The sequence below is a fragment of the Microbulbifer sp. TB1203 genome, assembly GCF_030997045.1.
Taxonomy (GTDB): domain Bacteria; phylum Pseudomonadota; class Gammaproteobacteria; order Pseudomonadales; family Cellvibrionaceae; genus Microbulbifer.
Genome location: NZ_CP116899.1, coordinates 4,556,234 through 4,578,848, shown reverse-complemented (window position 1 = coordinate 4,578,848; position 22,615 = coordinate 4,556,234). Strand labels below are relative to the sequence as shown.

The 22,615-nt window shown below is 55.1% G+C and carries 13 protein-coding genes; 12 read left to right on the top strand and 1 reads right to left on the bottom strand.

The genetic code is table 11. From position 1 onward, the window contains the following. Positions 1 to 58: 58 nt before the first annotated feature. From PP263_RS19525 to PP263_RS19470, 12 genes are all read left to right on the top strand, one after another. Positions 59 to 1,531, top strand: a complete 1,473-nt coding sequence (locus PP263_RS19525; RefSeq protein ID WP_308365669.1) for a polysaccharide deacetylase family protein — start codon at positions 59 to 61, stop codon at positions 1,529 to 1,531. 843 nt (positions 1,532 to 2,374) lie between these two features. After that, positions 2,375 to 4,234: a polysaccharide deacetylase family protein gene (locus tag PP263_RS19520; RefSeq protein WP_308365668.1), complete on the top strand. Its 1,860-nt coding sequence runs from the start codon at positions 2,375 to 2,377 to the stop codon at positions 4,232 to 4,234. A gap of 304 nt (positions 4,235 to 4,538) precedes the next feature. Continuing rightward, a complete protein-coding gene (locus tag PP263_RS19515) occupies positions 4,539 to 7,367 on the top strand; it encodes a TIM-barrel domain-containing protein (RefSeq protein WP_308365667.1) in 2,829 nt (942 codons plus the stop codon). A 298-nt stretch (positions 7,368 to 7,665) separates the two neighbouring features. Next, positions 7,666 to 9,615: a sialate O-acetylesterase gene (locus PP263_RS19510; protein WP_308365665.1), complete on the top strand. Its 1,950-nt coding sequence runs from the start codon at positions 7,666 to 7,668 to the stop codon at positions 9,613 to 9,615. Between the two features lie 44 nt (positions 9,616 to 9,659). Beyond that, on the top strand, positions 9,660 to 9,950 hold the full coding sequence (locus PP263_RS19505; protein ID WP_308365664.1) for a hypothetical protein: 291 nt from the start codon (positions 9,660 to 9,662) through the stop codon (positions 9,948 to 9,950). A gap of 17 nt (positions 9,951 to 9,967) precedes the next feature. Next, complete coding sequence (locus PP263_RS19500) at positions 9,968 to 10,144, top strand: hypothetical protein (protein ID WP_308365662.1); 177 nt, start codon at positions 9,968 to 9,970, stop codon at positions 10,142 to 10,144. Between the two features lie 109 nt (positions 10,145 to 10,253). After that, positions 10,254 to 11,024 (top strand): polysaccharide deacetylase family protein, encoded by a 771-nt coding sequence (locus PP263_RS19495; RefSeq protein WP_308365660.1) that lies wholly within the window; start codon positions 10,254 to 10,256, stop codon positions 11,022 to 11,024. Positions 11,025 to 11,158: 134 nt separating this feature from the next. Continuing rightward, positions 11,159 to 13,078: an alpha-L-fucosidase gene (locus PP263_RS19490; RefSeq protein ID WP_308365658.1), complete on the top strand. Its 1,920-nt coding sequence runs from the start codon at positions 11,159 to 11,161 to the stop codon at positions 13,076 to 13,078. Positions 13,079 to 13,562: 484 nt separating this feature from the next. Then, positions 13,563 to 15,485, top strand: coding sequence for a glycoside hydrolase family 97 catalytic domain-containing protein (locus PP263_RS19485; protein WP_308365657.1), 1,923 nt, complete (start codon positions 13,563 to 13,565; stop codon positions 15,483 to 15,485). 1,027 nt (positions 15,486 to 16,512) lie between these two features. After that, positions 16,513 to 18,090 (top strand): cellulase family glycosylhydrolase, encoded by a 1,578-nt coding sequence (locus PP263_RS19480; RefSeq protein ID WP_308365656.1) that lies wholly within the window; start codon positions 16,513 to 16,515, stop codon positions 18,088 to 18,090. Between the two features lie 244 nt (positions 18,091 to 18,334). Next, positions 18,335 to 20,830, top strand: coding sequence for a glycoside hydrolase family 2 TIM barrel-domain containing protein (locus PP263_RS19475; RefSeq protein WP_308365654.1), 2,496 nt, complete (start codon positions 18,335 to 18,337; stop codon positions 20,828 to 20,830). Beyond that, complete coding sequence (locus tag PP263_RS19470) at positions 20,760 to 21,503, top strand: beta-galactosidase small subunit (protein ID WP_308368640.1); 744 nt, start codon at positions 20,760 to 20,762, stop codon at positions 21,501 to 21,503. Before PP263_RS19475 ends, PP263_RS19470 begins: the two co-directional genes overlap by 71 nt. A 9-nt stretch (positions 21,504 to 21,512) precedes the next feature. On the opposite strand, the gene PP263_RS19465 is transcribed toward PP263_RS19470, so the two are convergent. After that, positions 21,513 to 22,490 carry an alpha/beta hydrolase gene (locus PP263_RS19465; RefSeq protein ID WP_308365652.1) on the bottom strand — a complete coding sequence of 326 codons (978 nt, stop codon included), beginning with the start codon at positions 22,488 to 22,490 and terminating at the stop codon, positions 21,513 to 21,515. Positions 22,491 to 22,615 lie beyond the last annotated feature (125 nt).

Genomic DNA, 22,615 nt, shown 5'->3' with positions numbered 1-22,615 from the left:
ACTATTAGTGATCAGGTTCAATACCTGTACTACAACACCCCGAAAGGAATGACACCAAGTGAAAAAAAATTTTTCAGTGTCCATAGTTCTATTAATTCTTTTATCAAAATTGGCACTTGTGTCGCAGACTGTTTCAGCGGCTCCATCAGCCCCATATATTGTGAATTACAATAGCAGCAATAACATATCTGGTAGTACTGATTCCACCGTTGTACCTGGAAGCACCGATGTTGCCTCCCAGAAATTTGTTGTTTCCGAAAGTGGCTGGAAAGGGGCGTTTTACACGGATTGGCAGACTCATGACGTATCCGATTACAATACTTTGGATTTTTGGGTAAAAGGAGGATCCGGCGGCGAAGCACTTTCCATAAGCGTTGGCGATGAAGAGAATAATAATTATTCCACAAGTATACAAACTTCTTATGATGCATCCTGGCAGCACGTTTCCATCGATCTTTCCGCTATGACCGAGGTTGATTTTACAAAATGGAAAGTAATTACATTCAGCTTTAGTTCAGATATTGTTGATACTACCTTCTATATTAATAACGTTCAGTTCTCATACATAGAGCCGTACACCGGACCAGAAGTAACAGTATTGCCCTGGAATGGATTACAGTCAGCAGTATCTCTTACCTTTGATGATGGACTTGATTCGCAGCTTGATTATGCGATCCCAGAGCTAGATGCAAAAGATATTGATGCTACGTTTTTCATAACGGAAACTGCAATAACGGGTAATCGAAAAGATTATTGGAAAAATCTCCCTTTTAACGGCCATGAAATTGGAAACCACTCCAAACATCACTATCAACCAAGCGACAATCCAACCGAATCCTATGAAAGGACTTTTGACGATACTTTAGGCTATGATGAAACCGTCGCAGCTCAAACGGAGATAGAGCAAGCGATGGATACAACGATTGTCTCTTATGCCTATCCTTACACGACTAATGATCCACATCTGGTAAAATACCTGCAAGATACGCACATTTCAGCAAGAGGGGGTTGGGTTAACAGCGGATACTATATGAAATCGTCGGATACCCCCGATTGGATGAATATCTCTTGCCAGTTTACAGGGACAGAGGGAACGTTCGAACTCTACAAGGGTTGGGTGGATGAGGCAATAAGCCAACAGGCCTGGACAGTCTTGGGCATACATGGTGTGGGTGATATAGACTACACCAGCTTCCCACAGGACACGTTCAATTTATTCATTAACTATTTGGATGCCAATCGATCCAGCATTTGGATAGCTCCTTACGGAACGGTAAGCGGCTACTGGAGAGCGCAGAAAATAATTGAAGACCTTACGCCAGAGGCGACTTCAACTGGAACGAGCTATACCTGGGAGGTTCCAGCCTACTTTCCCAATAATATCAATCTGAAGGTGAAGCTAAAGAACGCGAAAGGCTATCGGCTTGTACAAAATGGTCAAGCAATTCAAGCTGATGCAGATGGTAACTATACGATCTCCTTTGATGCCAAGTCACTTGAATTGGTAGAGTGGTCATGTACGCCTTCATAGCACTTTACTTTTATCAATTTTCTGGATGACCGCCAACGCGAACATTTCTGATGGCCGTTACGTGATGGTCAGCAAGCTCAGCGAAATAGATCTGCCCTACAAGCTGGGAATACTGACGGCATCGGCGTCTAACCCGATAAGTAATCTGTGTAACAAGTAAAGAGATTTGGAAAATGAAGATTATCAGTACGTTTATTTTACTAATGGCGGTTATGACACTGTCATTGACTGGATGCGGCGGAGGGGGTTCTGACAGCTCAGATACCGGGCAAGTAACTGAACCTACTCCGCAACCTGAGCCGACCCCGGACCCCGAGCCGACCCCGGACCCCGAGCCGACCCCGGACCCCGAGCCGACCCCGGACCCCGAGCCGACCCCGGACCCCGAGCCGACCCCGGACCCCGAGCCGGCCCCGGACCCCAACTGCGAATAGAACCTGGGCAACACCTTGGAGGCGTCGGACGGCGAAGGCTCGTGGGCCACGGCGGTGACCCAGGAGCTGATCAATGGCGGCAGCCGGCTTCAACACCATCCGCATCCCGATTGCCTGGAACAGCCGTGCGGATCAATCCCCCCTGGAATCGACCCCGGCTGGCTGGCGCGGGTGAAGCAGTTGGGTGCGGATTAACGGCGATGCACATCAGTCCGACCAACTTGCCGCAGACAACAATATTTACGGCAGGGTATATTTCTCTGGAGTAGGACGAGGAGTGATTTACAACTACTAGCAGACTGTGGAAAAACATTTGCTAGTCCGGGCTATGGATGGCTCGGTCGTAAGTCAACTATTAGTGATCAGGTTCAATACTTGTACTACAACACACCGAAAGGAGTGATACCAAATGAAAAGAAATTTTTCATTATTCATAGTTCTATTAATTCTTTTATCTAAATTGGCACTTGTGTCGCAGACTGCATCAGCAGCACCATCAGCCCCATATGTTGTGAATTACAGCAATAGCAATAATCTATCTGCAAGTAGTGATTCCACCGTTGTACCAGGAGGCACCGGTGTTGACTCCCAGAAATTTATTGTTTCAGAAAGTGGCTGGAACGGGGCATTTTACACGGATTGGGGCACACATGACGTATCTGATTACAATGCTTTAGATTTTTGGGTGAAAGGAGGATCTGGCGGCGAAGCTATATCCATAAATGTTAGCGATGGGACTAATAATTATTCCACAAATATACAAACTCCTTCTGATGCATCCTGGCAGCACGTTTCCATCGATTTTTCTGCTATGACCGAGGTTGATTTTACAAATTGGAGGACAATTACATTTACCAGTAATACAAGTACTGTTAATACCACCTTCTATATTAATAACGTTGAGTTCTCATACATAGATCCGTACACCGGGCCACAAGTAACAGTATTGCCCTGGAATGGATTACAGTCAGCAGTATCTCTTACCTTTGATGATGGACTTGATTCGCAGCTTGATTATGCGGTCCCGGAATTAGATGCAAAAAGTTTGGATGCTACGTTTTTTATAACGGAAACTGCAATAACGGGTAGTCGAAAAGAGTATTGGAAAAATCTCCCTTTGACCGGCCATGAAATTGCTAACCACTCCAAACATCACTATCAACCAAGCGACAATCCAACCCAATCCTATGAAAGGACTTTTGACGATACTTTAGGCTATGATGAAACAGTCGCAGCTCAAGCAGAGATAGAGCAAGCGATGGACACAACGGTTGTCTCTTATGCCTATCCTTACACGAATAATGATCCATATCTGGTAAAATACCTGCAAGATACGCACATTTCAGCAAGGGGGGGGTGGGGTAAAGACGGAACTTACTATATGCAATCATCGTATACCCCCGATTGGATGAATATCTCTTGCCTGTTTACAGGGGCAGATGCAACTTTCGATACTCACTACAAGAGTTGGGTAGATAATGCAATAAGCCAACATGCCTGGATAGTATTTGGGATACATGGCGTGGGTGACGCCAGCTTACCACTGGATCAGTTCAATTTATTGATTGACTATTTGGATACCAATCGATCCAGCGTCTGGAACGCTCCTTACGGAACGGTAAGCGGCTACTGGAGAGCGCAGAAAATAATTGAAGACCTTACACCAAATGCGACTTCAACTGGAACGAGCTATACCTGGGAGGTTCCAACCCACTTCCCCAATAATATCAATCTAAAGGTGAAGCTAAAGAACGCGAATGGCTATCAGCTTGTACAAAATGGTCAAGTAATTCAACCTGATTCAGATGGCAACTATACGATCTCCTTTGGTGCCAAGTCACTCGAATTGACGCATAGCTCATATACTGTGAACTATAGCAATTCTCATAATCTTACTCAAAGTACTGATGCTACAGTTGTACCCGGAAATACTGGTGTCGCATCCCAGAAATATGTCTTTGATGGAAGCGGTTGGAACGGGGCTTTTTATACGAATGATTGGGGCACACATGATATATCTGCTTACAACACTTTAGATTTTTGGGTGAAAGGAGGAACCGGAGGTGAAGTTCTTTCCATGTATGTTAGTGACGGTACTAATGGTTATTCCACAGATATACAGACTCCTTCCGATGCATCCTGGCAACATGTTTCTATTGATTTAGCCACAATGTCTGGAGTCGATTTTACGAAATGGCAAACAGTTACGTTTACCTCTGTTACCAATCCAGCTACGTTCTACATTAATAACGTCCAGTTCTCACCATAGATCCAGGAAACAAATACCTATAGCCGGAAATTCGAATACCATCTCGTTTCGCAATAAAGGAAAACTGTCTACATGGTAACTGTTCATCTCCGACAGGGGCAGCATCTTGATGCCCCAAATTTGACGCTCATGAATTCTGCTCATGTAACCTCCTGCCGTGTGCAGCATGCGTTTTAGGAAAAATAGAATGAACTACAGACAAATGGCGACTATCGCTGCCATTACAGTCGCGGCCGCGTCATGTACAACGGAACCACCACCCTCAGCTCCAGCTCTTGATGAAAACGGCCATCTTGTATCTTTGTTGCATGAGATTGATGGCGAATTTGACTATCGCCGCTTGCCGAGCGGCGTGCAGATCAGGTTGGGCGATACGGTCAAGAACATCATTTTCTACGGACCGAAAACGGTCAGGGTCAACAGCAATCTGGGGGAGAACTACTGGCAGCACCCGAGCCTTGTGGTCATCGACCAGCCTGATCCCATTGCCTTCGATCTGGAGCACGGCGGCACCACACTCAAACTCGCATCTGCAGAGTTGACGATAGAAATTGATAAGCACAGTGGCTCGCTAAGTTTCAGCGACGGCAACGGCAAGCTCTACACCCGGGAATCGGCCAGCGCGCCCCAGCGCATCGAAAAGGTCGAGATCGCCGACGCGCCGAGCTACGAAGTATCCAACACTTTCTCCCTCAAGCAGGATGAAGCCATTTATGGATTCGGCTTTATCAATGAGACGGAGATCAACCGCGGTGCCCAGGAAACGCTGTTGAACCGCCGCAACCAGGAGCTGCTGTTGGTTCAAACCAACGTGGGTAGCGTCATCCCCGTGATGATGTCCACGGAGAACTACGGCATCCTGTGGGATACCTACTCAGCGATGAAGTTCAAGGACGACGCCGAAGGCGCGACCCTGTGGGCGGAGAGCGCGCCCGGCGGTGTGGATTACTACTTCATGGCCGGGGACGATATGGATGATGTGGTCTCCGCCTACCGGGATCTCACCGGCGATGCCCCCATGTATCCCAAGCAGGCCTTCGGCCTGTTTATGAGTAAAGAGCGCTATCCAACGCAGGAGCGCATACTGGAAGTCGCCCGTACCTTCCGTGAAGAGGACTTCCCCCTCGATTACATCGTGCAGGACTGGCAGTACTGGGGCGGCGGCGAATGGGGCGGCGAATGGGATGGCAACTGGAGCGGCATGGTCTGGGACCCGGAACGCTTCCCCGACCCGGAGGCCATGACCTCGGCGATTCACGACCTCGACATGAAGCTCATGATTTCCATCTGGCCGTCGGTGGGTAACGACACGCCCCTCGCCGCCGAACTGGACGAGCATGGGTTGCGCTTCGAACCCCTGCACTGGATTTCAAAAAAGGCGCGCATCTACGACGCCTTCAGCGAGCAGGGCCGGGAAATCTACTTCAAGCATGTGAAGAGCGGCCTGCTGGACAAGGGCGTCGATGCGCTGTGGATGGACGGCACGGAAGTGGAAGTTGGTTCCGCCTGCTGGGAAGCCGATCAGGTTGCCTCGGACATCAAGAGCCTGGGCAACAACGCCATGGGCGATTTCTCCCGTTACCTGAACCCTTACACCCTGATGACCACCAAGGGCACTTACGACGGCCAGCGAGCCACCGGCAACAAGCGGGTATTCACCCTGACCCGCTCGGCTTGGGCCGGCGCCCAACGCACGGCGGCGGCCTCCTGGTCCGGCGATATTTTCGCAAGCTGGGAGACGTTGCGTGAACAAATTAGCGGCGGCCTCAACGTCACTATCACCGGCAGCCCCTATTGGACCAACGACATTGGTGGTTTCTTTGTAACCGACTATCCGGGCGGCGAGCAGAACCCCGCCTACCGCGAATTGTTCACGCGCTGGTTCCAGTATGGCGCCTTCAACCCAATCATGCGCGTGCACGGCACCAGTATTGAACGCGAACCCTATATTTTCAAGGAGTTGGATCCGCCGGTATACGATGCGCTCAAGCAAGCCGTCGACCTGCGCTACCGCATGTTGCCCTATACCTACAGCCTGAGCTGGCAGGTCACGGAAAACGACTACACCCTGATGCGCGCGCTGGCGATGGACTTCCCCAGGGACAGGCGGGTGCACAATGTCAACGATGCTTTCATGTACGGTCCCTCACTCTTGGTGCACCCGGTGACCTGGTCCATGTACCATCTCCAGGACCCGCCCGCCAAAACGATTCCTGCCGCCTACCTGCGCACGCCCGATCACAAGCCCGGCCTTGCAGGGCAATACTTCGCCGGTCGAAATTTCGAGAACCCGGCCGGCAAGGTGGTCGACGCGGTACTGGATCACACCTGGCCAGGGCCGCCGCTGGCCGAGTTGCCGCCGGGCCTGTCGAGTGTGAATGACTTCTCCGCGCGCTGGAGCGGCAGTCTGGTCGCGCCGGAAAGCGGTGAGTATGAGATCGGTTTGGAGGGGGATGACGGCTTCATCCTGTATCTCGACGGCGAAAAGGTCATCGAGGACTGGAACGTCGGCGGTCGCCGTTACCATGGCGTCAAACGCAAGTTGAAGCAGGGTGAACCTGTGAAACTCGATATCGAGTATTACCAAGGCGATGGTGACCGCAATATCCGCCTTTCCTGGCGGACGCCAAAGGACCTCGCCGGGCTGGAAAGGAACCGGTCCAAGTTCGACACCAGTGTCACCACTTACCTGCCCGCTGGGGCCGACTGGTACGACTACCACACCGGCGAGAAAATCCGCGGTGGTCAGGAACATACGCGCGAGGCACCCCTGGACATCATCCCGCTGTATGTGCGCGCCGGCTCCATCCTGCCCACCGGCCCCTTGCTGCAGTACGCCACGGAAAATCCCGACGCGCCCTACGATATTACCGTTTACGCCGGAGCGGATGCGGAATTCACCCTCTATGAGGATGACAACGAGACATACGACTACGAGCGCGGCGAGTATGCGACGGTTGCCCTAAGGTGGGATGACGAGAAGAAAATCCTGAGTATCGGAGAGCGCCAGGGGAGCTTCGCAGGTATGACCGAACGGCGCGAACTGAATGTTCGCCTGGTTTCGACCGAATATCCGAACGCATCGGTGCAGAAGGTGACCTACGGCGGGTCGGAAATTAATTTGAGTTTTTGATACACGCGAAGAGGCTCGAATAGCGAGCCTCTTCGCAGGTACCGCTCACACATAGAAAACCCACATTGACACAGGAGCTTACCGCCCAGCGGCGAGGTATTCGTGCAGGGCCCAGGAAATGTTCGAGCAGTCCCCTTAGCTGGCGGGGCTACCTGCATTCAGTTCCTGGTTGAGATCATCCAGCGAGACGACCTCGACTTGCGGTTGACAATAACTCGTGACGGTATCCTTAACTGCGTTGTCATGATGCCAAGCCCAGGTCAGTACCTTGAACTTGTCTACGTTTGTATAGGAGATAATGATGCTCAAAGCTGACCCGATGAGCGCCCTCGTACCTTCGCGGCGTCCAGCTGCCCGTAGAGGTATCGCCAAGTTGCTATTCCTGTTCTTGCTGATGCTCTCCCATGGACAGGCATTGGCTGCGGTTGAGCTGGGAAAAATATTCTCCGACCACATGGTGTTGCAGCGGGATCAAGAGATTGCCATTTGGGGGCGCGCGGCGGCCAGTAGCACCATTAGTGTGGCGTTTAATCGTCAGTCCTTTTCTGCCCGGGCCGATGGCGACGGACGCTGGCGGGTGACCATTCCGGCACAAAAGGCCGGCGGACCCTTTACCATCCGCGTGACGGGCGATGGCGAGCGCACGATTCAGGATGTATATTTCGGCGACGTATGGCTTGCCGGTGGCCAGTCCAATATGGAGTGGAAGCTGAGTTGGGAAATCAATAACTCCGACGAGATCATCGCCACCGCCAACTACCCGCTGATTCGCTTTTTTGAGGTGCCCAACGAAGCGGCTCCCCGTCCGCAGGCCGAGTTGAGCGATGGCGCCTGGCAACCGGCGTCTCCGGAAACCGCGCAAAATTTTTCCGCCGTGGCCTATCTGTTTGCCCGCCAGAACCACCTTGAGAAGGGCGTTGCGGTTGGCATTATCGACAGCAACTGGGGCGGCACCCCCGCGGAAAGCTGGATCAGCAGGCAGTCACTACAGCAATTGCCTGCGTATCGTGAGAGAACCGAAGCTGTGTACCAGCCGGATATTGATTGGCAGGAACGGTTTGCAATCAATGAGAAAAAGGGCGAGGAGAAAAATCGGCGGCTTAACAGCAGGGAAGACGCGCTCGCCACGGGTGCCTATCGATTTGATTTCCCCACTGGGGACTGGACCGAACAAACCCTGCCAGCTGACTTCGAGCACCTGGCGTGGCTGCGCCGAGAGTTTACCCTGGACAAGGTGCCTGCCAAGGCGGTGCTGGAATTTGGCGCCCTGTACGAGAGAGCTTTCCTTTGGATTAATGAGAAACTGGTGACCGTTGAAGACTGGCAAGGCAGGGACGCGCGCTATGAAATACCCGCGGCCATGCTGCGCAAGGGCCGCAACCTGATTGCCCTGAGAGTGGGTAATAGCTGGAGTAACAGGCCCCATGTGGGGCGTGCCAACGAACTCTGGCTGCAGTATGACGACCGCAAGTTGGACCTGAGCAGCGGCTGGCACTACAGCAACCAGGTGGAAGCACCCATACCGGAGTATATCAACTACCAAAACACCCCCTCGTTCCTGTACAACAGCATGATCCACCCCATTCGCGGGTATGGTCTTCGTGGCGTGATCTGGTATCAGGGCGAAGCCAATGCGGGTGAGGCCAGCTTGTACCACGACCTGTTCAGCACATTGATTGAGGACTGGCGCCAACAATGGCGGCAGGAGTTCCCCTTTATCTTCGTGCAATTGGCCGCATTCATGCAGCCGCAATACCCGCAGCCGGACAGCAGCTGGGCGCTGCTGCGCGACATGCAGAGCCGCACCCTGAGCCTGCCGGGCACCGGCATGGCCACGGCCATTGATATCGGTGATATCAATGATATTCACCCCCGCAACAAGCAGGATGTCGCGACGCGGCTTTGGGGAGAGGCGAAGCGGTTGAGCTTTGGCGACAAGGCGCTCAGCCAGGGACCCAGCTATCGCGCATACCAGGTCAAGGGCAGGCGCATTCAGGTGTTCTTCGATCACACGGGCCAGGGGTTACATCTGAAAGAAGACGACAGCGTTAAAGGCTTTGCAGTTGCCGGTGCGGATGGGGTCTATCACCCGGCGCGCGCCGAAATTCAAGATGATGCGGTGGTCGTATGGAGCGATGAGGTGTCAACCCCAGCAGCCCTGCAGTACGCCTGGGCGGATTATCCCCAGGTCAACCTTTACAACTCCGCTAACCTGCCGGCGTTGCCTTTTGCCATTGACGTGCACTGACAGGCTTCCAGTAATCTTCCTATTTAATTGAAGAGAATATTTCCATGTTTAAGCGACTCCTCAGCACTATCGGCCTGCTGGCAACCGTTGCGGTTGCCAGTACAAGCCATGCTCAGAAGTTCGACCAATTGGCGAAAACCCCGCAACTGGGTTGGAACAGCTGGAACACCTTTGGCTGTAATGTCAACGAACAAATGATTCGCGACATGGCCGATGCCATGGTCAGCTCAGGCATGGAAGCGGCAGGTTATGAGTACATCAATATTGATGACTGCTGGCACGGTGATCGAGATGCCAATGGCAATATTCAGGCAAATAAAGAAACCTTTCCTTGATGGAAGTGGGAAACGGCATGAATGACGAAGAGGATCGTGCTCACTTCTCGCTCTGGGCGATCATGGCGTCACCGCTGATTGCCGGGAATGACCTGCGTAGTATGAGCGAGACCACGTTGGTTGATTGGCGCCGTTCTGGCCGCAGGGCAGGTGTCGGTAGTGCTGGCAGCGCCGGTGAAGCTTGCTTCACTTGACGGCAGTAATACCTCCGCGCCAGCCTACCGAAGACGGGCTGTATCGGGGATGCTGACACTGCAGCCCCGGATTTGAGCAGGAAAACTGTTGATTTTTAAAAGGTGATTTATGAAAAAGTGGTCTTTGTCCCTGGTGATGAGTGGATTTATCGCCGCCGTTACCCCGTTCGGGGTGTTGGCCCAGCCCGACAGCGCGAAACCGGCGTGTGCATCTGATGCCCTGGGGACTTCGCGCACCCTGACGCTGAAGCGTGAATATGTGGGTTATGGCAGTGAGCAGTACGGCCGGCTTCCCCTGGAGCCGGGCGAAATCGTGCTGACCTTCGACGATGGCCCGCTGCCGGAAACGCTCGACCGGGTGCTGAAGACGCTCGCGGACGAATGTGTCAAAGCAACCTTCTACATGACCGGCGCCAACCTTGCCAAGCATCCCGAACTGGGCCGGCGTGTGGTTCAGGCCGGCCATAACGCGGGGCTGCACAGCTTTGCTCATCCGCCCTTGGCGTCGATGCCGGTGGCCGAACAGCTGGCCGACCTTGACAAAGGCCTGGAAGCCTTCGCTGATGTATTCGGCACTGAGCCGGCCAGCTACCGCTTCCCCTTCCTGGCGGAGACACCGGCAATCCTGAAGGTGCTCAAGGAAAGAAACATCACCGTGGCCTCGATGGATCTCGGCATTGAAGACTACTGGCCCAATGACATGCAGGTCCCGGCCCTGGTGGGACGCCTGAAGGAAGAGCTGGACCACTCGGGGGGCGGCATCCTGCTGATACATGATGCGAATGGCCCGACGGCCGACGCCTTGCCGGCCCTGCTCAAGACCATTAAGGACAAGGGCTACAAGATCGTGCATCTGCGTTGGGAGGATGCGCCTAGTTGAGCGCAAAACGGCGGGGTCGCCCGCCGGTTAAGAATGCTATTACCACCGTTGGCCGATACAGTCGACGGTATTCCTGCGGTGGCACCAATCGTGGTCCACGCAGTTTTGTTTTAACTTACTGCGATGAGAGCTGAATGAACGCGAAAAAACGACAGAAAATGAGTCTCCTGCTCGCCCTGGCTTTGAGCAGCAATGCCGCACTGGCGCTGCAAAGCCCCAACAAACAACTGGACATGTCGGTGTCGGTCAATGCGGACAAGTCCCTCACCTACAGCATCACGCGCAACGGGGAACCGGTGCTGTTGTCTTCACCATTGGGGTTGAAGCTGGAAGGCGACACCGTCGGCGCCACCCTGCCGCCGCTGCCGCCCATCCCCGCCATCCCCGCCGCCCAACCCATGGACAGCGTGCCGATGGCCGACTCCAGGTCCGCGCCGGAAGTTAAACTCGACCTTCCCATCACCCCCGGCCCCTACGCGCCGACTTGGGAATCCATTGAGAAAAACTATCCCGGCACCCCCGCCTGGCTACGCGAAGCCAAGTTCGGCATCTGGGTCCACTTCGGCCCGCAAGCCGCCGGCAAAAGCGGCGACTGGTATGCCCGCAACCTCTACAAGCCCGACTTCAACGCCTACACAAACCACCTCGCCAACTACGGCCACCCGTCCGAAGTCGGCTACAAGGAGGTCCTGCGCGATTGGAACCCCACCAAGCTCGATCCCGCCAAACTTGTCGAAATCTACAAGGACGCCGGCGCCCGCTACCTCATCATCCAAGGCGTCCACCACGACCAATACGACATGTGGGACTCCAAGTATCAGCCTTGGAACTCCACCCGCCTCGGCCCCAAGCGCGACCTCCTCGGTGAATGGACCAAGGCCGCTCGCGCCGCCGACATCCGCTTCGGCGTGACCTTCCACCACGAATACTCCTGGTGGTGGTGGCAGACCGCTTTTGCCGCCGACGGCCCCGACGGCCCCAAGCCCGGCGTCCCCTACGACGGCCACCTCACCCTCGCCGACGGCCAGGGCAAGTGGTGGGAAGGCCTCGACCCACGACTCCTCTACGGCGTCGATCTCCGCGAATACAAGGGCGTCGTCAAAGCAGCCAACGACGGCTGGAGTCCCCCGCCCGCCGGCATTTTTCAAAACCACGCCGCCTACGCCGAGTGGTATGCCACCTGGTGGGCCCTGCGCATGATGGACGTCGTCGATAAATACCAACCCGACTTCATCTACACCGATGGCTGGAGCAGCCAGCCCTTCAGCGGCTGGGGCACCGGCACCGGCTACAAGTCCGACGCCATGCAGCGCGTCATCGCCGACTTCTACAACAAGACCCTCCAACGCCGCGGAAAAGTGGACGTCTTCAGCATCGTCAAATTCCGCGGCAAGACCAACGGCACGGTCAACACCGCGGAAGCCGACATCCCCAAAGACATCAAGAGCGACCAGGACTGGATCGCGGAAACGCCCGTCGGCGACTGGTTCTACGCCCCCGGCTTCACCAACGACTCCGGCGCGGTCATTCGTTACCTGCTCGAAGAGGTGTCCCGCGACGGCAACATCGGCGTCTCCATCAGCCCGCTCCCCGACGGCTCGCTCGACGACGCCACGGTCAAGATGCTCAAGGAAATCGGCGAATGGACGCGCCTCAACGGCGCCGGCATCTACGGCAGCAAAGCCTGGACGCGCCTCGGCGAAGGCGCCGACGGCAAGCTCAACGTCCTTCCCGGCGGCAAGCTCGGCCGCAAACAAGCCGAGCATCCTTTCGCCGCTTCCGACATCCGCTTCACCGTCGGCAAAGACGGCAACCTCTACGCCTACTGCATGACCGTGCCCGCCACCGGCACCCAGGTGCGCATCACCTCGCTGGGCACCACGGCCAACGCCCTCGGCAAGCCGGTCAAGTCCGTCACCCTCCTCGGCTACACCGGCCCGCTCGCGTGGAAGCAGGCACCCGACGCCCTCGTCGTCACCTTGCCCGACACCTCCGCGTTCAAAACCGCGCTCGGCTTCAAAATCGAAACGACAAAAGGGGACGGAGGTAATTAATCCAGCGATTGCCCTGAATTATTTGCCTCCATCCCTTGGGCATTCGCCGAACGCATATCTGTTGCCGCATCCACCTGAGCCGGAGCGCGCTCAGGCCGGAACCACATAGTGCAACAAAAAAAGAAAGAAACATGAGTGTAGTGAAGAGCAGCGTACTGGCGCTTGCGATGCTGGCGACCTGGTGGGACGCCTGAAGGAAGAGCTGGACCGCTCGAGGGGCGGCATCCTGCTGATACATGATGCGAATGGCCCGACGGCCGACGCCTTGCCGGCCCTGCTCAAGACCATTAAGGACAAGGGCTACAAGGTTGTGCATCTGCGTTGGGAGGATGCCCCCGCGCCTAGTTGAGCGCAAAACGGCGGGGTCGCCCGCCGGTTTAAGAATGCTATTACCGCCGTTGGCCGATACAGTCGACGGCATTCCTTCGGTGGCACCAATCGTGGTCCACGCAGTTTTGTTTTAACTTATTGCGATGAGAGCTGAATGAACGTGAAAAAACGACAGAAAATGAGTCTCCTGCTCGCCCTGGCTTTGAGCAGCAATGCCGCACTGGCGCTGCAAAGCCCCAACAAACAACTGGACGTGTCGGTGTCGGTCAATGCGGACAAGACCCTCACCTACAGCATCACGCGCAACGGGGAACCGGTGCTGTTGTCTTCACCATTGGGGTTGAAGCTGGAAGGCGCGGATTTTTCCCGAGAGGTCAAGCTGGTGCACACGTCGCCGGTCAAGACCGTGACCGACCGCTACACGCTGGCTGTCGGCAAGCGCCGTGTTAACCAGTACAAGGCCAACGAACAGGTCTACTCGGTGGTGGATGCCGCCGGTCACAAAATGGATGTAGAGTTCCGCGTGTCCGACGATGGGGTGGCCTTTCGTTATGTGGTGGCCGACCCTAGCCTTCCCACCAAGCGTTTTCTGGGCGAGGAAACCAGTTTCGCTTTCAAACCCACTACGCGCGCCTTCCTCCAGGCGATGACGGTCGCCCGGACAGGCTATGGCCAAACCAACCCGTCCTATGAAGAGCGGTACCAGGTGGACACTCCGGTTGGCCAGCCCGCGCCCATGAAAGCGGGCTGGGTCTTCCCGGCCTTGTTCAAAAGCGGTGATACCTGGGTGGCGCTGACCGAAGCCAATATGGATGGCAGCTTTCACGCCTCGCGCCTGGCAACGGACTCCCCGAATGGTGTGTACCAGATTGATGGCCCGACACCGCTGGAGGTGTTCACCCATGGCAAGTTACTGGCGGAAACCACCGGCACCCTGACTACGCCCTGGCGCGTGATCGCGTTGGGTTCCTTGAACACCGTGATGGACTCCACCCTGGGCACCGACCTGGCGGCGCCGGCGATTCCCTTCGATACCAAACAGGTACAGCCTGGCCACGCGTCGTGGAGTTGGGCGTTGCTCAAGGATGGAGCCACCGTATTCGATGTGCAGAAGAAGTTCATCGACTACGCGGCGGACATGAAATGGGACTACACGCTGGTGGATGCCGAATGGGACAAGCAGATCGGCTACGAGAAGGTGGCGGAGCTGGCCCGCTATGCCAGCAGCAAGGGGGTCGGCCTGCTCGTCTGGTACAACTCGGCCGGCGACTGGAATGAGGCCATGCAGACGCCGCGCGCCAAACTCCTGACCCATGCTTCGCGGGTGCAGGAATTCGCACGCCTGCGCGAGATGGGCGTCAAGGGCGTAAAAATTGATTTCTTCGGCGGCGACGGGGTCTCCATGATCCAGTATTACGTCGACATCCTGAAAGACGCGGCCGACGCCGGCCTGGTGGTGAACTTCCACGGCGCGACCCTGCCGCGCGGGCTGCAGCGTACCTATCCGAATCTGATGACGGTCGAGGCGATTCGCGGCCTTGAGTTCACGACCTTCGCGCAGACGGAGCACGACGCCGTTCCCGGGCATGTGGTCAATGCCACCATGATCCGAAGCCTGTTCGACCCCATGGACTTCACACCAATGGTGTTTGGCGACATCCCCAATATCCAGCGCATTACCCGCAACGGTTTCGAGCTGGCGCAATCGGTTCTGTTCCTGTCGGGCATCCAGCATTTCGCCGAGGTTCCGGAAGGCATGGCTACTGTGCCCCAGTACGTCAGGGACTTCCTGGGCGACCTGCCGCGCAGTTGGAATGACAGCCGCTTCCTGGCCGGCTACCCGGATTCGCACGTCGTCATCGCGCGCAAGGCCGGCGAGCACTGGTATGTGGCCGGCGTCAATGCCGAGGACAGCGAACGTACCCTCGACCTGGACCTGTCCTTCATCGGCAAGCGCAAGGGCACCATGATCACCGATGGGGCAGGACAGCGCGAGTTTACCCAGACCGAGCTGCGGGCCGGCAAGGCGCGGGTAACGGTGAAACCGCGTGGCGGCTTCGTCGCCGTATTTCGCTGACCGCTGGCAGGCCGGCGCCATGGATTCCAGAATTCATGGCGCCCAGCGCGTGAATATTCCACCCCCTCGGGAGCGGGAAAAGAGTTCCACGGCCTGAAGCGAAGGCCCTGATGCCGGGGGCCGTTCGTGAAACGTTTGCCGATGAGGCTATTGAACGAACGGCCACCGGTAGCAGGGCCGCCCAGGCCTCTCTTACCGGTAACAGGGGTGAATAGTTACCAAAAACCTTCATGCGATAGCCCTGCGACGGACACTTCCCAGTAGCGGCCGAATGGCCTCAAACTGCTCTCGCGTGGTATCGCTGGGGTATTTCTTCCGCTTCATCCGTCCGGTATCGGATATTTACGCGATATCGTGAACAGGTTCTCAAGCGGCTGACATAAAATTCCTTATGTTTGGTGGGTATGTTTGGTAGGTACACAAGAATCTTCTGATATGCTGATGGTAGCTTGCCGCCGGAACCGCTCGATTTTTTTGGAGGAAATATCAGAGTGGATGGAGGTAAATGGCGAATCCATTTTCGGCACCCGCCCATGGCCAGCTTATGGTGAGGCACCTTCCGATACTGTAACGAGGCGCTTAATGGAAACGTTTCTTACACTACGGAGAATTTAAAGTTCACCCAAAAGGAGGAATATCTTTATGTTATCACTTTAGGTTTTCTGAAAAGGCAAGTTCGTGTTGACGCGCCGGTCCTGGGCTCACCGGTCGAGAATAATAAAATTTAAGTCTGTTCAATTACTGGGTTATCGCAAACTTCTCAAATGGAGGTAAAAGGACGATGCCTTGATTATTGAGGTTCCGAGAAAGTTTCCAAGTAATCATGCCGTGATTTTTAAGATTGAGTTTATTTATAACTCATATCCATATCGTTAATGGAGGCATGCCTCACAGACTTCGACTCACCCCGCCCCTCGGAAAGCGCTTTGACTGATACAAACAGCACTAAACAACAAAGGCATGGGCCAATTCGAGATCCACCCAAGGAGAAACGAACACTCGTGCCGCAATAGATGAGAGAATCAAGATGCGTAAAATAATATATACAACTGCTCGCAGTATCGCCTGCCTGCTAATGCTTCCCATGATGGCGTTCGCCCAACTACCCGAGCCCACCTACGGCTGGAACCTGGGCAACACCATGGAGGCGCCGGACGGCGAAGGTACCTGGGCCCCGGCCGCGACCCAGGACCTGATCAACTCAGTGGCCGCTGCGGGCTTCAACACCGTCCGCATCCCGGTCGCCTGGGACAGCCATGCAAATCAATCCACCCTGGAAATCGACCCCGCTTGGCTGGCGCGAGTGAAGCAAGTGGTGGACTGGTGCTACGCCGCCAACCTCACGGTGGTCATCAACAGCCACTGGGACAGGGGGTGGCTGGACGAGGCTCTCGACGGAAACGTGGACGCGACAGTCAACGCCAAGATGCGGTCCTACTGGACGCAAATAGCCAGTACATTCGCCTCCTACGACTCGAAGCTCCTGTTTGCCGGCGCCAACGAGCCTCCCGCCGACACGGCCGGGAAGATGTCCGAGCTGATGACCTACTACCAGACTTTCGTGGACGCCGTGCGCGCCACCGGCGGCAACAATGCCGACCGCTGGCTGGTGCTCTCGGGGCCCAACACCAACATCGACCTGACTGACGAACTCATGAACACTTTGCCCAACGACCCGACGCCGGGCCGTCTGGCAGTCGAGGTGCACTTCTATAGTCCGTACAATTTCTCGCTGATGTCGGAAGACGCGAGCTGGGGCAAGATGGCGTACTTCTGGGGCGAGGGCTACCACCACCCCACCCGGACTGACCGCAACTCCGACTGGGGCGATGAAAACTGGATGCGCTCCCAGCTGCAACGGATGAAAACCAAGTTCGTGGACAACGGCGTGCCCGTGCTCCTCGGCGAGTTCGGTGTTATTCTGCGCAAGGACTACCAGGACCTGACCGGCAGCGACTACGACCTCCACGTCGCTTCCCGGACCTATTGGAACCGGTACTTCGTCGAGACCGCTAACGCCATGGGAGTGCGTCCCTTCTACTGGGACAACGGCTGGACAGGCAGAGATGCCTTCGCCCTCTTCGATCGCAACACCACCGCCGTGGTGGATCAGGCCAGCATTCGCTCGCTGACGGGCGGCGCCGCCCTGCCGCCTCCGGGGGGCGACGGGATCATTGCCAATGGAATCTACAAGATTGTTTCCCGCCTAAGCGGTAAGGCACTCGAGGTCGCAGGTCTGGAGACTTCGAACGGGAGCAACGTTCAGCAGTGGGACTACTGGTGGGGCGAGAGCCAGCGGTGGGTCGTGACTCACCTGGGCAACAACGAGTACAGCATCATCGGCGCCCAGAGCGGCAAGGCGCTGGACGTGGCGGGCTGGGGGACGACCGACGGCACCAATGTGCACATCTGGACCTACGGAGCCGCAGCCAACCAGAAGTGGACGATCAGCGCCACAGGCGACGGCTACTACCGCCTGAGTCCGACGCATGCCACCTCGATGTGCCTGGATGTCAATGGCTACTCATCCGAGAATGGAGCAAATATGCAGATATGGTCGTGCCACGGGAGCGACAATCAGCAGTGGACGTTCCAGACACCCTGAAGAAAACCCTTGATCGAGCCGCTGCCACTGTGTGACGGTCGATTACGTGCGGGGTCCTCCAGGGCAACAGTGCGCTGATGGAGTCGGTTCACATTCAGTCGTCCGTCATCCCGAGATGGCGGACGGCTTTTTTGCATTGGGAGATAAGGAGTCCGGACTGATCCGGAATCCATGACGAGAACGCCACATAGAGCAATGACTAAGCTCACTTCGATTTTTTAAACTGTCTTGATGTCTTAAACACATGAAATATTCTATTTTCCGCCTATTGTGCATAATTCTTTCCGTATCAGTAATGGGGGTTAGGGCCCAAAACCCTAACGATTGGGAAAACCCAGATGTCAACGGGATAAACAAAGAAGAACCCCACGCTTACGGATTTTCGACGGATGAAAAGGCTAACAACCCGATGATCCGGTCACTCAACGGCATATGGAAGTTTAAATGGTCGCCGGATCCGGAATCACGCCCGACTGGGTTTTACACTGAAGATTATTCCACCAGAGAATGGGACAACATCGTCGTTCCGGGGAATTGGGAACTCCAGGGGTTCGGAACACCGATCTATACCAATATCAGCTACCCCTTCAAACCAGACCCTCCCAAGGTGACAAGCCAGCCGGAAGAGCATTTCACGAGTTTTCTCCACCGGAATCCTGTCGGCAGCTATAGCACCAACTTTACGATTCCCGAAAGCTGGAATGACAAACTCGTATTCCTGAACTTCGGAGGCGTGCGATCGGCGATGTACGTGTGGGTAAACGGCCAAAAAGTCGGATATAGCGAAAATTCCATGACACCCGCCGAATTCGACATCACAAGATATATTCGCAAGGGAGAAAACAAACTGGCCGTAGAGGTATACCGCTGGTCCGATGGCAGCTACCTGGAAGACCAGGACATGTGGAGGCTGAGCGGCATATTCAGGGATGTGGACCTGATGGCCCGACCAAAATCCTTTATTCGCGATTTCTCCGTGACTGCCGAGCCGGACAGTGCTTTCAGTAATGCCCTTGTAGATATCAGACTTAACATTGAAAATCGGTCAGATTTGAACCTGAAAGGACTGACTGTTGAGGCCACTCTCTCCGGGCATTCAGCCAAAGAGGAATTGATTGATGTTGAAATATCGAAAGATACCGGTTTTTTACCCAAAAGGTCCGAAAATGTTGTGGAGCTGAGCACCAGGATTGAACGCCCCCGCTTGTGGTCGGCAGAAACTCCTTACTTATACCGGTTGCAGCTAAAACTGAAAAACAGCAGCAAAGAGGTGCTTGAAACCATAAACTGGAAATTCGGTGTCCGGAAGATCGAGGTGAGAGGTGAGGTTTTTTATGTGAATGGAAAACCCATAAAACTGAAAGGCGTAAATCGCCACGAGCATCACCCCCGCACCGGAAAGTACGTCGACAGGCAAACCGTTGTCCGCGATATCGAGCTGTTGAAGCAGGCAAATATAAATATGGTTCGCACGAGCCACTACCCAAACGATTTGTTGTTTTATGAACTTTGCGATGAGTACGGCCTTTACGTCATGGACGAAGCCAACCAGGAATCCCATGGCTTTGGCATTGGCAATACCGTTATTGGCGACGATCCGGCTTGGAAAAAGACGCATGTGGAAAGAGCGGTTTCAATGGTCGAACGCGATAAAAACTATACCAGTGTGATCATGTGGTCGCTGGGGAATGAAGGGGGACGCGGAAAAAATCTCGTTGCGATGGCCGATGCCGTAAGGAAAATCGACTCGACAAGACTGGTGTACTCCGATAGTCACCGGGATGTGTCCGACATTTACGATGAAGGCTATCTGTCACCTGACAAATTTAAGACGCTTGCTGAGGAGATCAGCGATAAGCCTGTGTTCATGCGCGAGTATGCCCATGCCATGGGCAACTCGGTGGGGAACCTGCAGGAATACTGGGATGTCATCCACGCGGATTCAAGTATCGTCGGAGCCGCCATTTGGGACTGGGTCGATCAGGGGATAGCCAAAAAGATTGATGGCTCACCGATGAAGTACCCCCAGCACCCTGCCAATCCGAGTCTCAAGGACGATGAATTTTGGGCTTACGGGGGCGACTTTGGCGATCAGCCCAATGATGGAGCCTTCGTTATCAATGGATTGATCGGGCCAGACAGGATTCCGCACCCTCATTACTACCAGGTGCAGAAAGTCTACCAGTCGATTGATTTTAAACTGGAAGATGTCAGTCCGCTCCGGGTGGAGATAGCGAATCACTACGACTTTGTTTCCACTGACAGGTTCGACTTCGTATATGAATTGCTTGTGGATGGCCAGATAGCGGAAAAAGGACTGCTGAATCTACCACCGGTCCCTCCGGGACAAGCGACAACGGCTTCGGTTGATAACCTTAAGGGATACCAGGCCCGCGACGGCGAAATTATCCTGAACCTATATGCCCGCTTAAAGGAACCGGCGCTGTGGGCCGAAACGGGATTTACTGTGGCCCGGGAGCAGTTTGTCCTGAAATCGGTTGTAGCCCGGAAGATTGAGGCCGAGGGCAATACTCCCGATGTGGATGAAACACAGTCGACAATCAAAGTGAAGGCGGAGAGTTCCGAATTCGGGTTTGACAAGAGAAACGGAGCATTGATCAGCTGGCAGATGGGGAATGCAGAACTACTGAGGGGAGAACTGGAGCCCTATTTCTGGAAACCTGCGAACGACAACCAAAAAAGGAACGGATATAATCAACGGCTGGAAAAATGCCGCTGATACTCGCCGGGTAGAGAATGTCCTGGTCGAAAAGGCCCCTGGTTTGACGATTATCGCCTTCGATATGAAGCTTCCAGACATTGGAGCCACGTATCAGTTGACCTATTCTGTGAGCGGAGCCGGTAGATTGCAGGTGGAAGCGGCATACAAGCCGGAGTCTGACCAAATTCCACTGATGCCAAAGTTTGGAATGCGGGTGAGATTGTCTTCGGATCTGAACCTGATCAAATGGTATGGACGCGGGCCCGTTGAGAACTACCCTGACCGCAAAACCGGCAGCCTCATCGGAATACACAAATCGAAACTCGAAAATTTTGTAACGGATTATATTGCGCCCCAGGATAATGCCAACCGCAGCGATGTGCGATGGTTTTCCCTCTCGAGGAAAAGCGCCGAAGGCATCAGGCTCAGCGGTTTACAGCCACTTAGTTTCCGTGCCTGGCCGTATACTGAAGAGGACCTGCAAAAAGCCAATCACCCTTATGAGCTGCCCGATCGCGATTTTATAAACCTCAATGTCGATTTGAATATTCACGGAGTCGGCGGCAACGACAGCTGGGGCGCCAGAACACTGGAGAAATACACGCTCCCGGGAGACAAGCCTTTCTATTACGGTTTTATCCTCGAATATGCAGATGCGAAGGGACCCAGCCTGGCTGCCCAAGATCAATGACGCCGTAGATTATGGCAATTCCACGCGATTTTTCTCTCCCAAATTGGCAGTGAGAAAGCCGTTCACCTCCAGCCAATGCATGAAGGCATCAAACCAGCGGTTGCTGGTGCGGTCCGGATTCCCGAGGCCGAAACCGTGGCCGCCGTTCTGATAGAGATGAAACTCGACCGGCCGGCCCGCTTCGAACCAGGACTCGACCACGCCGAACTGGCCGCGGAAGAGAAAATCATCGGTGGCGATAACATTGAACATGGGCGGAGCGTCCACTGGCACCTCGACCGGCCCCATGCCGCCATAGATAGGACCGATAAAGGCCAGGTCCATGGTCTTGGAGTTGAGCGTGGAATGCATCGTGAGAGCGGCACCAGCCGAAAATCCGATCATGCCCAGCCGATCGATATCGACGCCCCACTCCCCGGCGCGCTCGACGATCAGGGTATAGGCGGCCTCGGCATCCTCGAGTTGATTGGACAGATCCCATCGCGGCGGGCTCGGCGGTTTTTTATCTTGCGAAGCGTCGGAAGATGCGCCCGCTGCGGCGAAGAGTTGCTTCATCGATTCCCTGAAGCCATCGAGCGATTCCGGAGTCGGCTGGAGACGATATTTAAGCACGAAGGCAGCGATCCCCCGCTCCGCCAATGCCTCCGCGACTTCCCAGCCCTCGTTGTCTATCGACAGCCATCGGAAACCACCACCGGGCGCCACTATGACGGCCGCGCCGTTCGCTTTGTCCGGTTCAGGTAGGAAGGGAGTGAGGGTTGCAGTGGAGACATTTCGGGCCATCGGGTCTCCCCATTGGCGAAACCAGGTCTCGGGCGCGGTCTGCTTCTCGACTTCACCGGTACCGAGCGGAATGGCATTCGGCTCGCCGGGGGCTTCAAGCGGGTATATGGTCCCGTCCTGAGCCGTGGCGAATGCGGCGAAGACGAGCCCGGTTGCAGCGAATGCCAGTAATGAGGCGAGGGTGGCGGTTCTAGTCAGGTTCATAAATGTACTCGTCATGGTTGAGCGGTTGGCGGAAACTTTTAGCCGTCCGCTGCGCAGCGGCGAACAGCGTGGAGCAACGCGAAGCGAGCGAATTCCTCAGAATACCCCGCCCCTGGGGCGGGGAT

Coding starts and splice junctions, on each gene's coding strand:
- PP263_RS19520 (WP_308365668.1), top strand. CDS start 2,375: ATGAAAAGAAATTTTTCATTATTCATAGTTCTATTAATTCTTTTATCT.
- PP263_RS19510 (WP_308365665.1), top strand. CDS start 7,666: ATGATGCTCAAAGCTGACCCGATGAGCGCCCTCGTACCTTCGCGGCGT.
- PP263_RS19505 (WP_308365664.1), top strand. CDS start 9,660: ATGTTTAAGCGACTCCTCAGCACTATCGGCCTGCTGGCAACCGTTGCG.
- PP263_RS19500 (WP_308365662.1), top strand. CDS start 9,968: ATGAATGACGAAGAGGATCGTGCTCACTTCTCGCTCTGGGCGATCATG.
- PP263_RS19495 (WP_308365660.1), top strand. CDS start 10,254: ATGAAAAAGTGGTCTTTGTCCCTGGTGATGAGTGGATTTATCGCCGCC.
- PP263_RS19490 (WP_308365658.1), top strand. CDS start 11,159: ATGAACGCGAAAAAACGACAGAAAATGAGTCTCCTGCTCGCCCTGGCT.
- PP263_RS19485 (WP_308365657.1), top strand. CDS start 13,563: ATGAACGTGAAAAAACGACAGAAAATGAGTCTCCTGCTCGCCCTGGCT.
- PP263_RS19480 (WP_308365656.1), top strand. CDS start 16,513: ATGCGTAAAATAATATATACAACTGCTCGCAGTATCGCCTGCCTGCTA.
- PP263_RS19475 (WP_308365654.1), top strand. CDS start 18,335: ATGAAATATTCTATTTTCCGCCTATTGTGCATAATTCTTTCCGTATCA.
- PP263_RS19465 (WP_308365652.1), bottom strand. CDS start 22,490: ATGAACCTGACTAGAACCGCCACCCTCGCCTCATTACTGGCATTCGCT.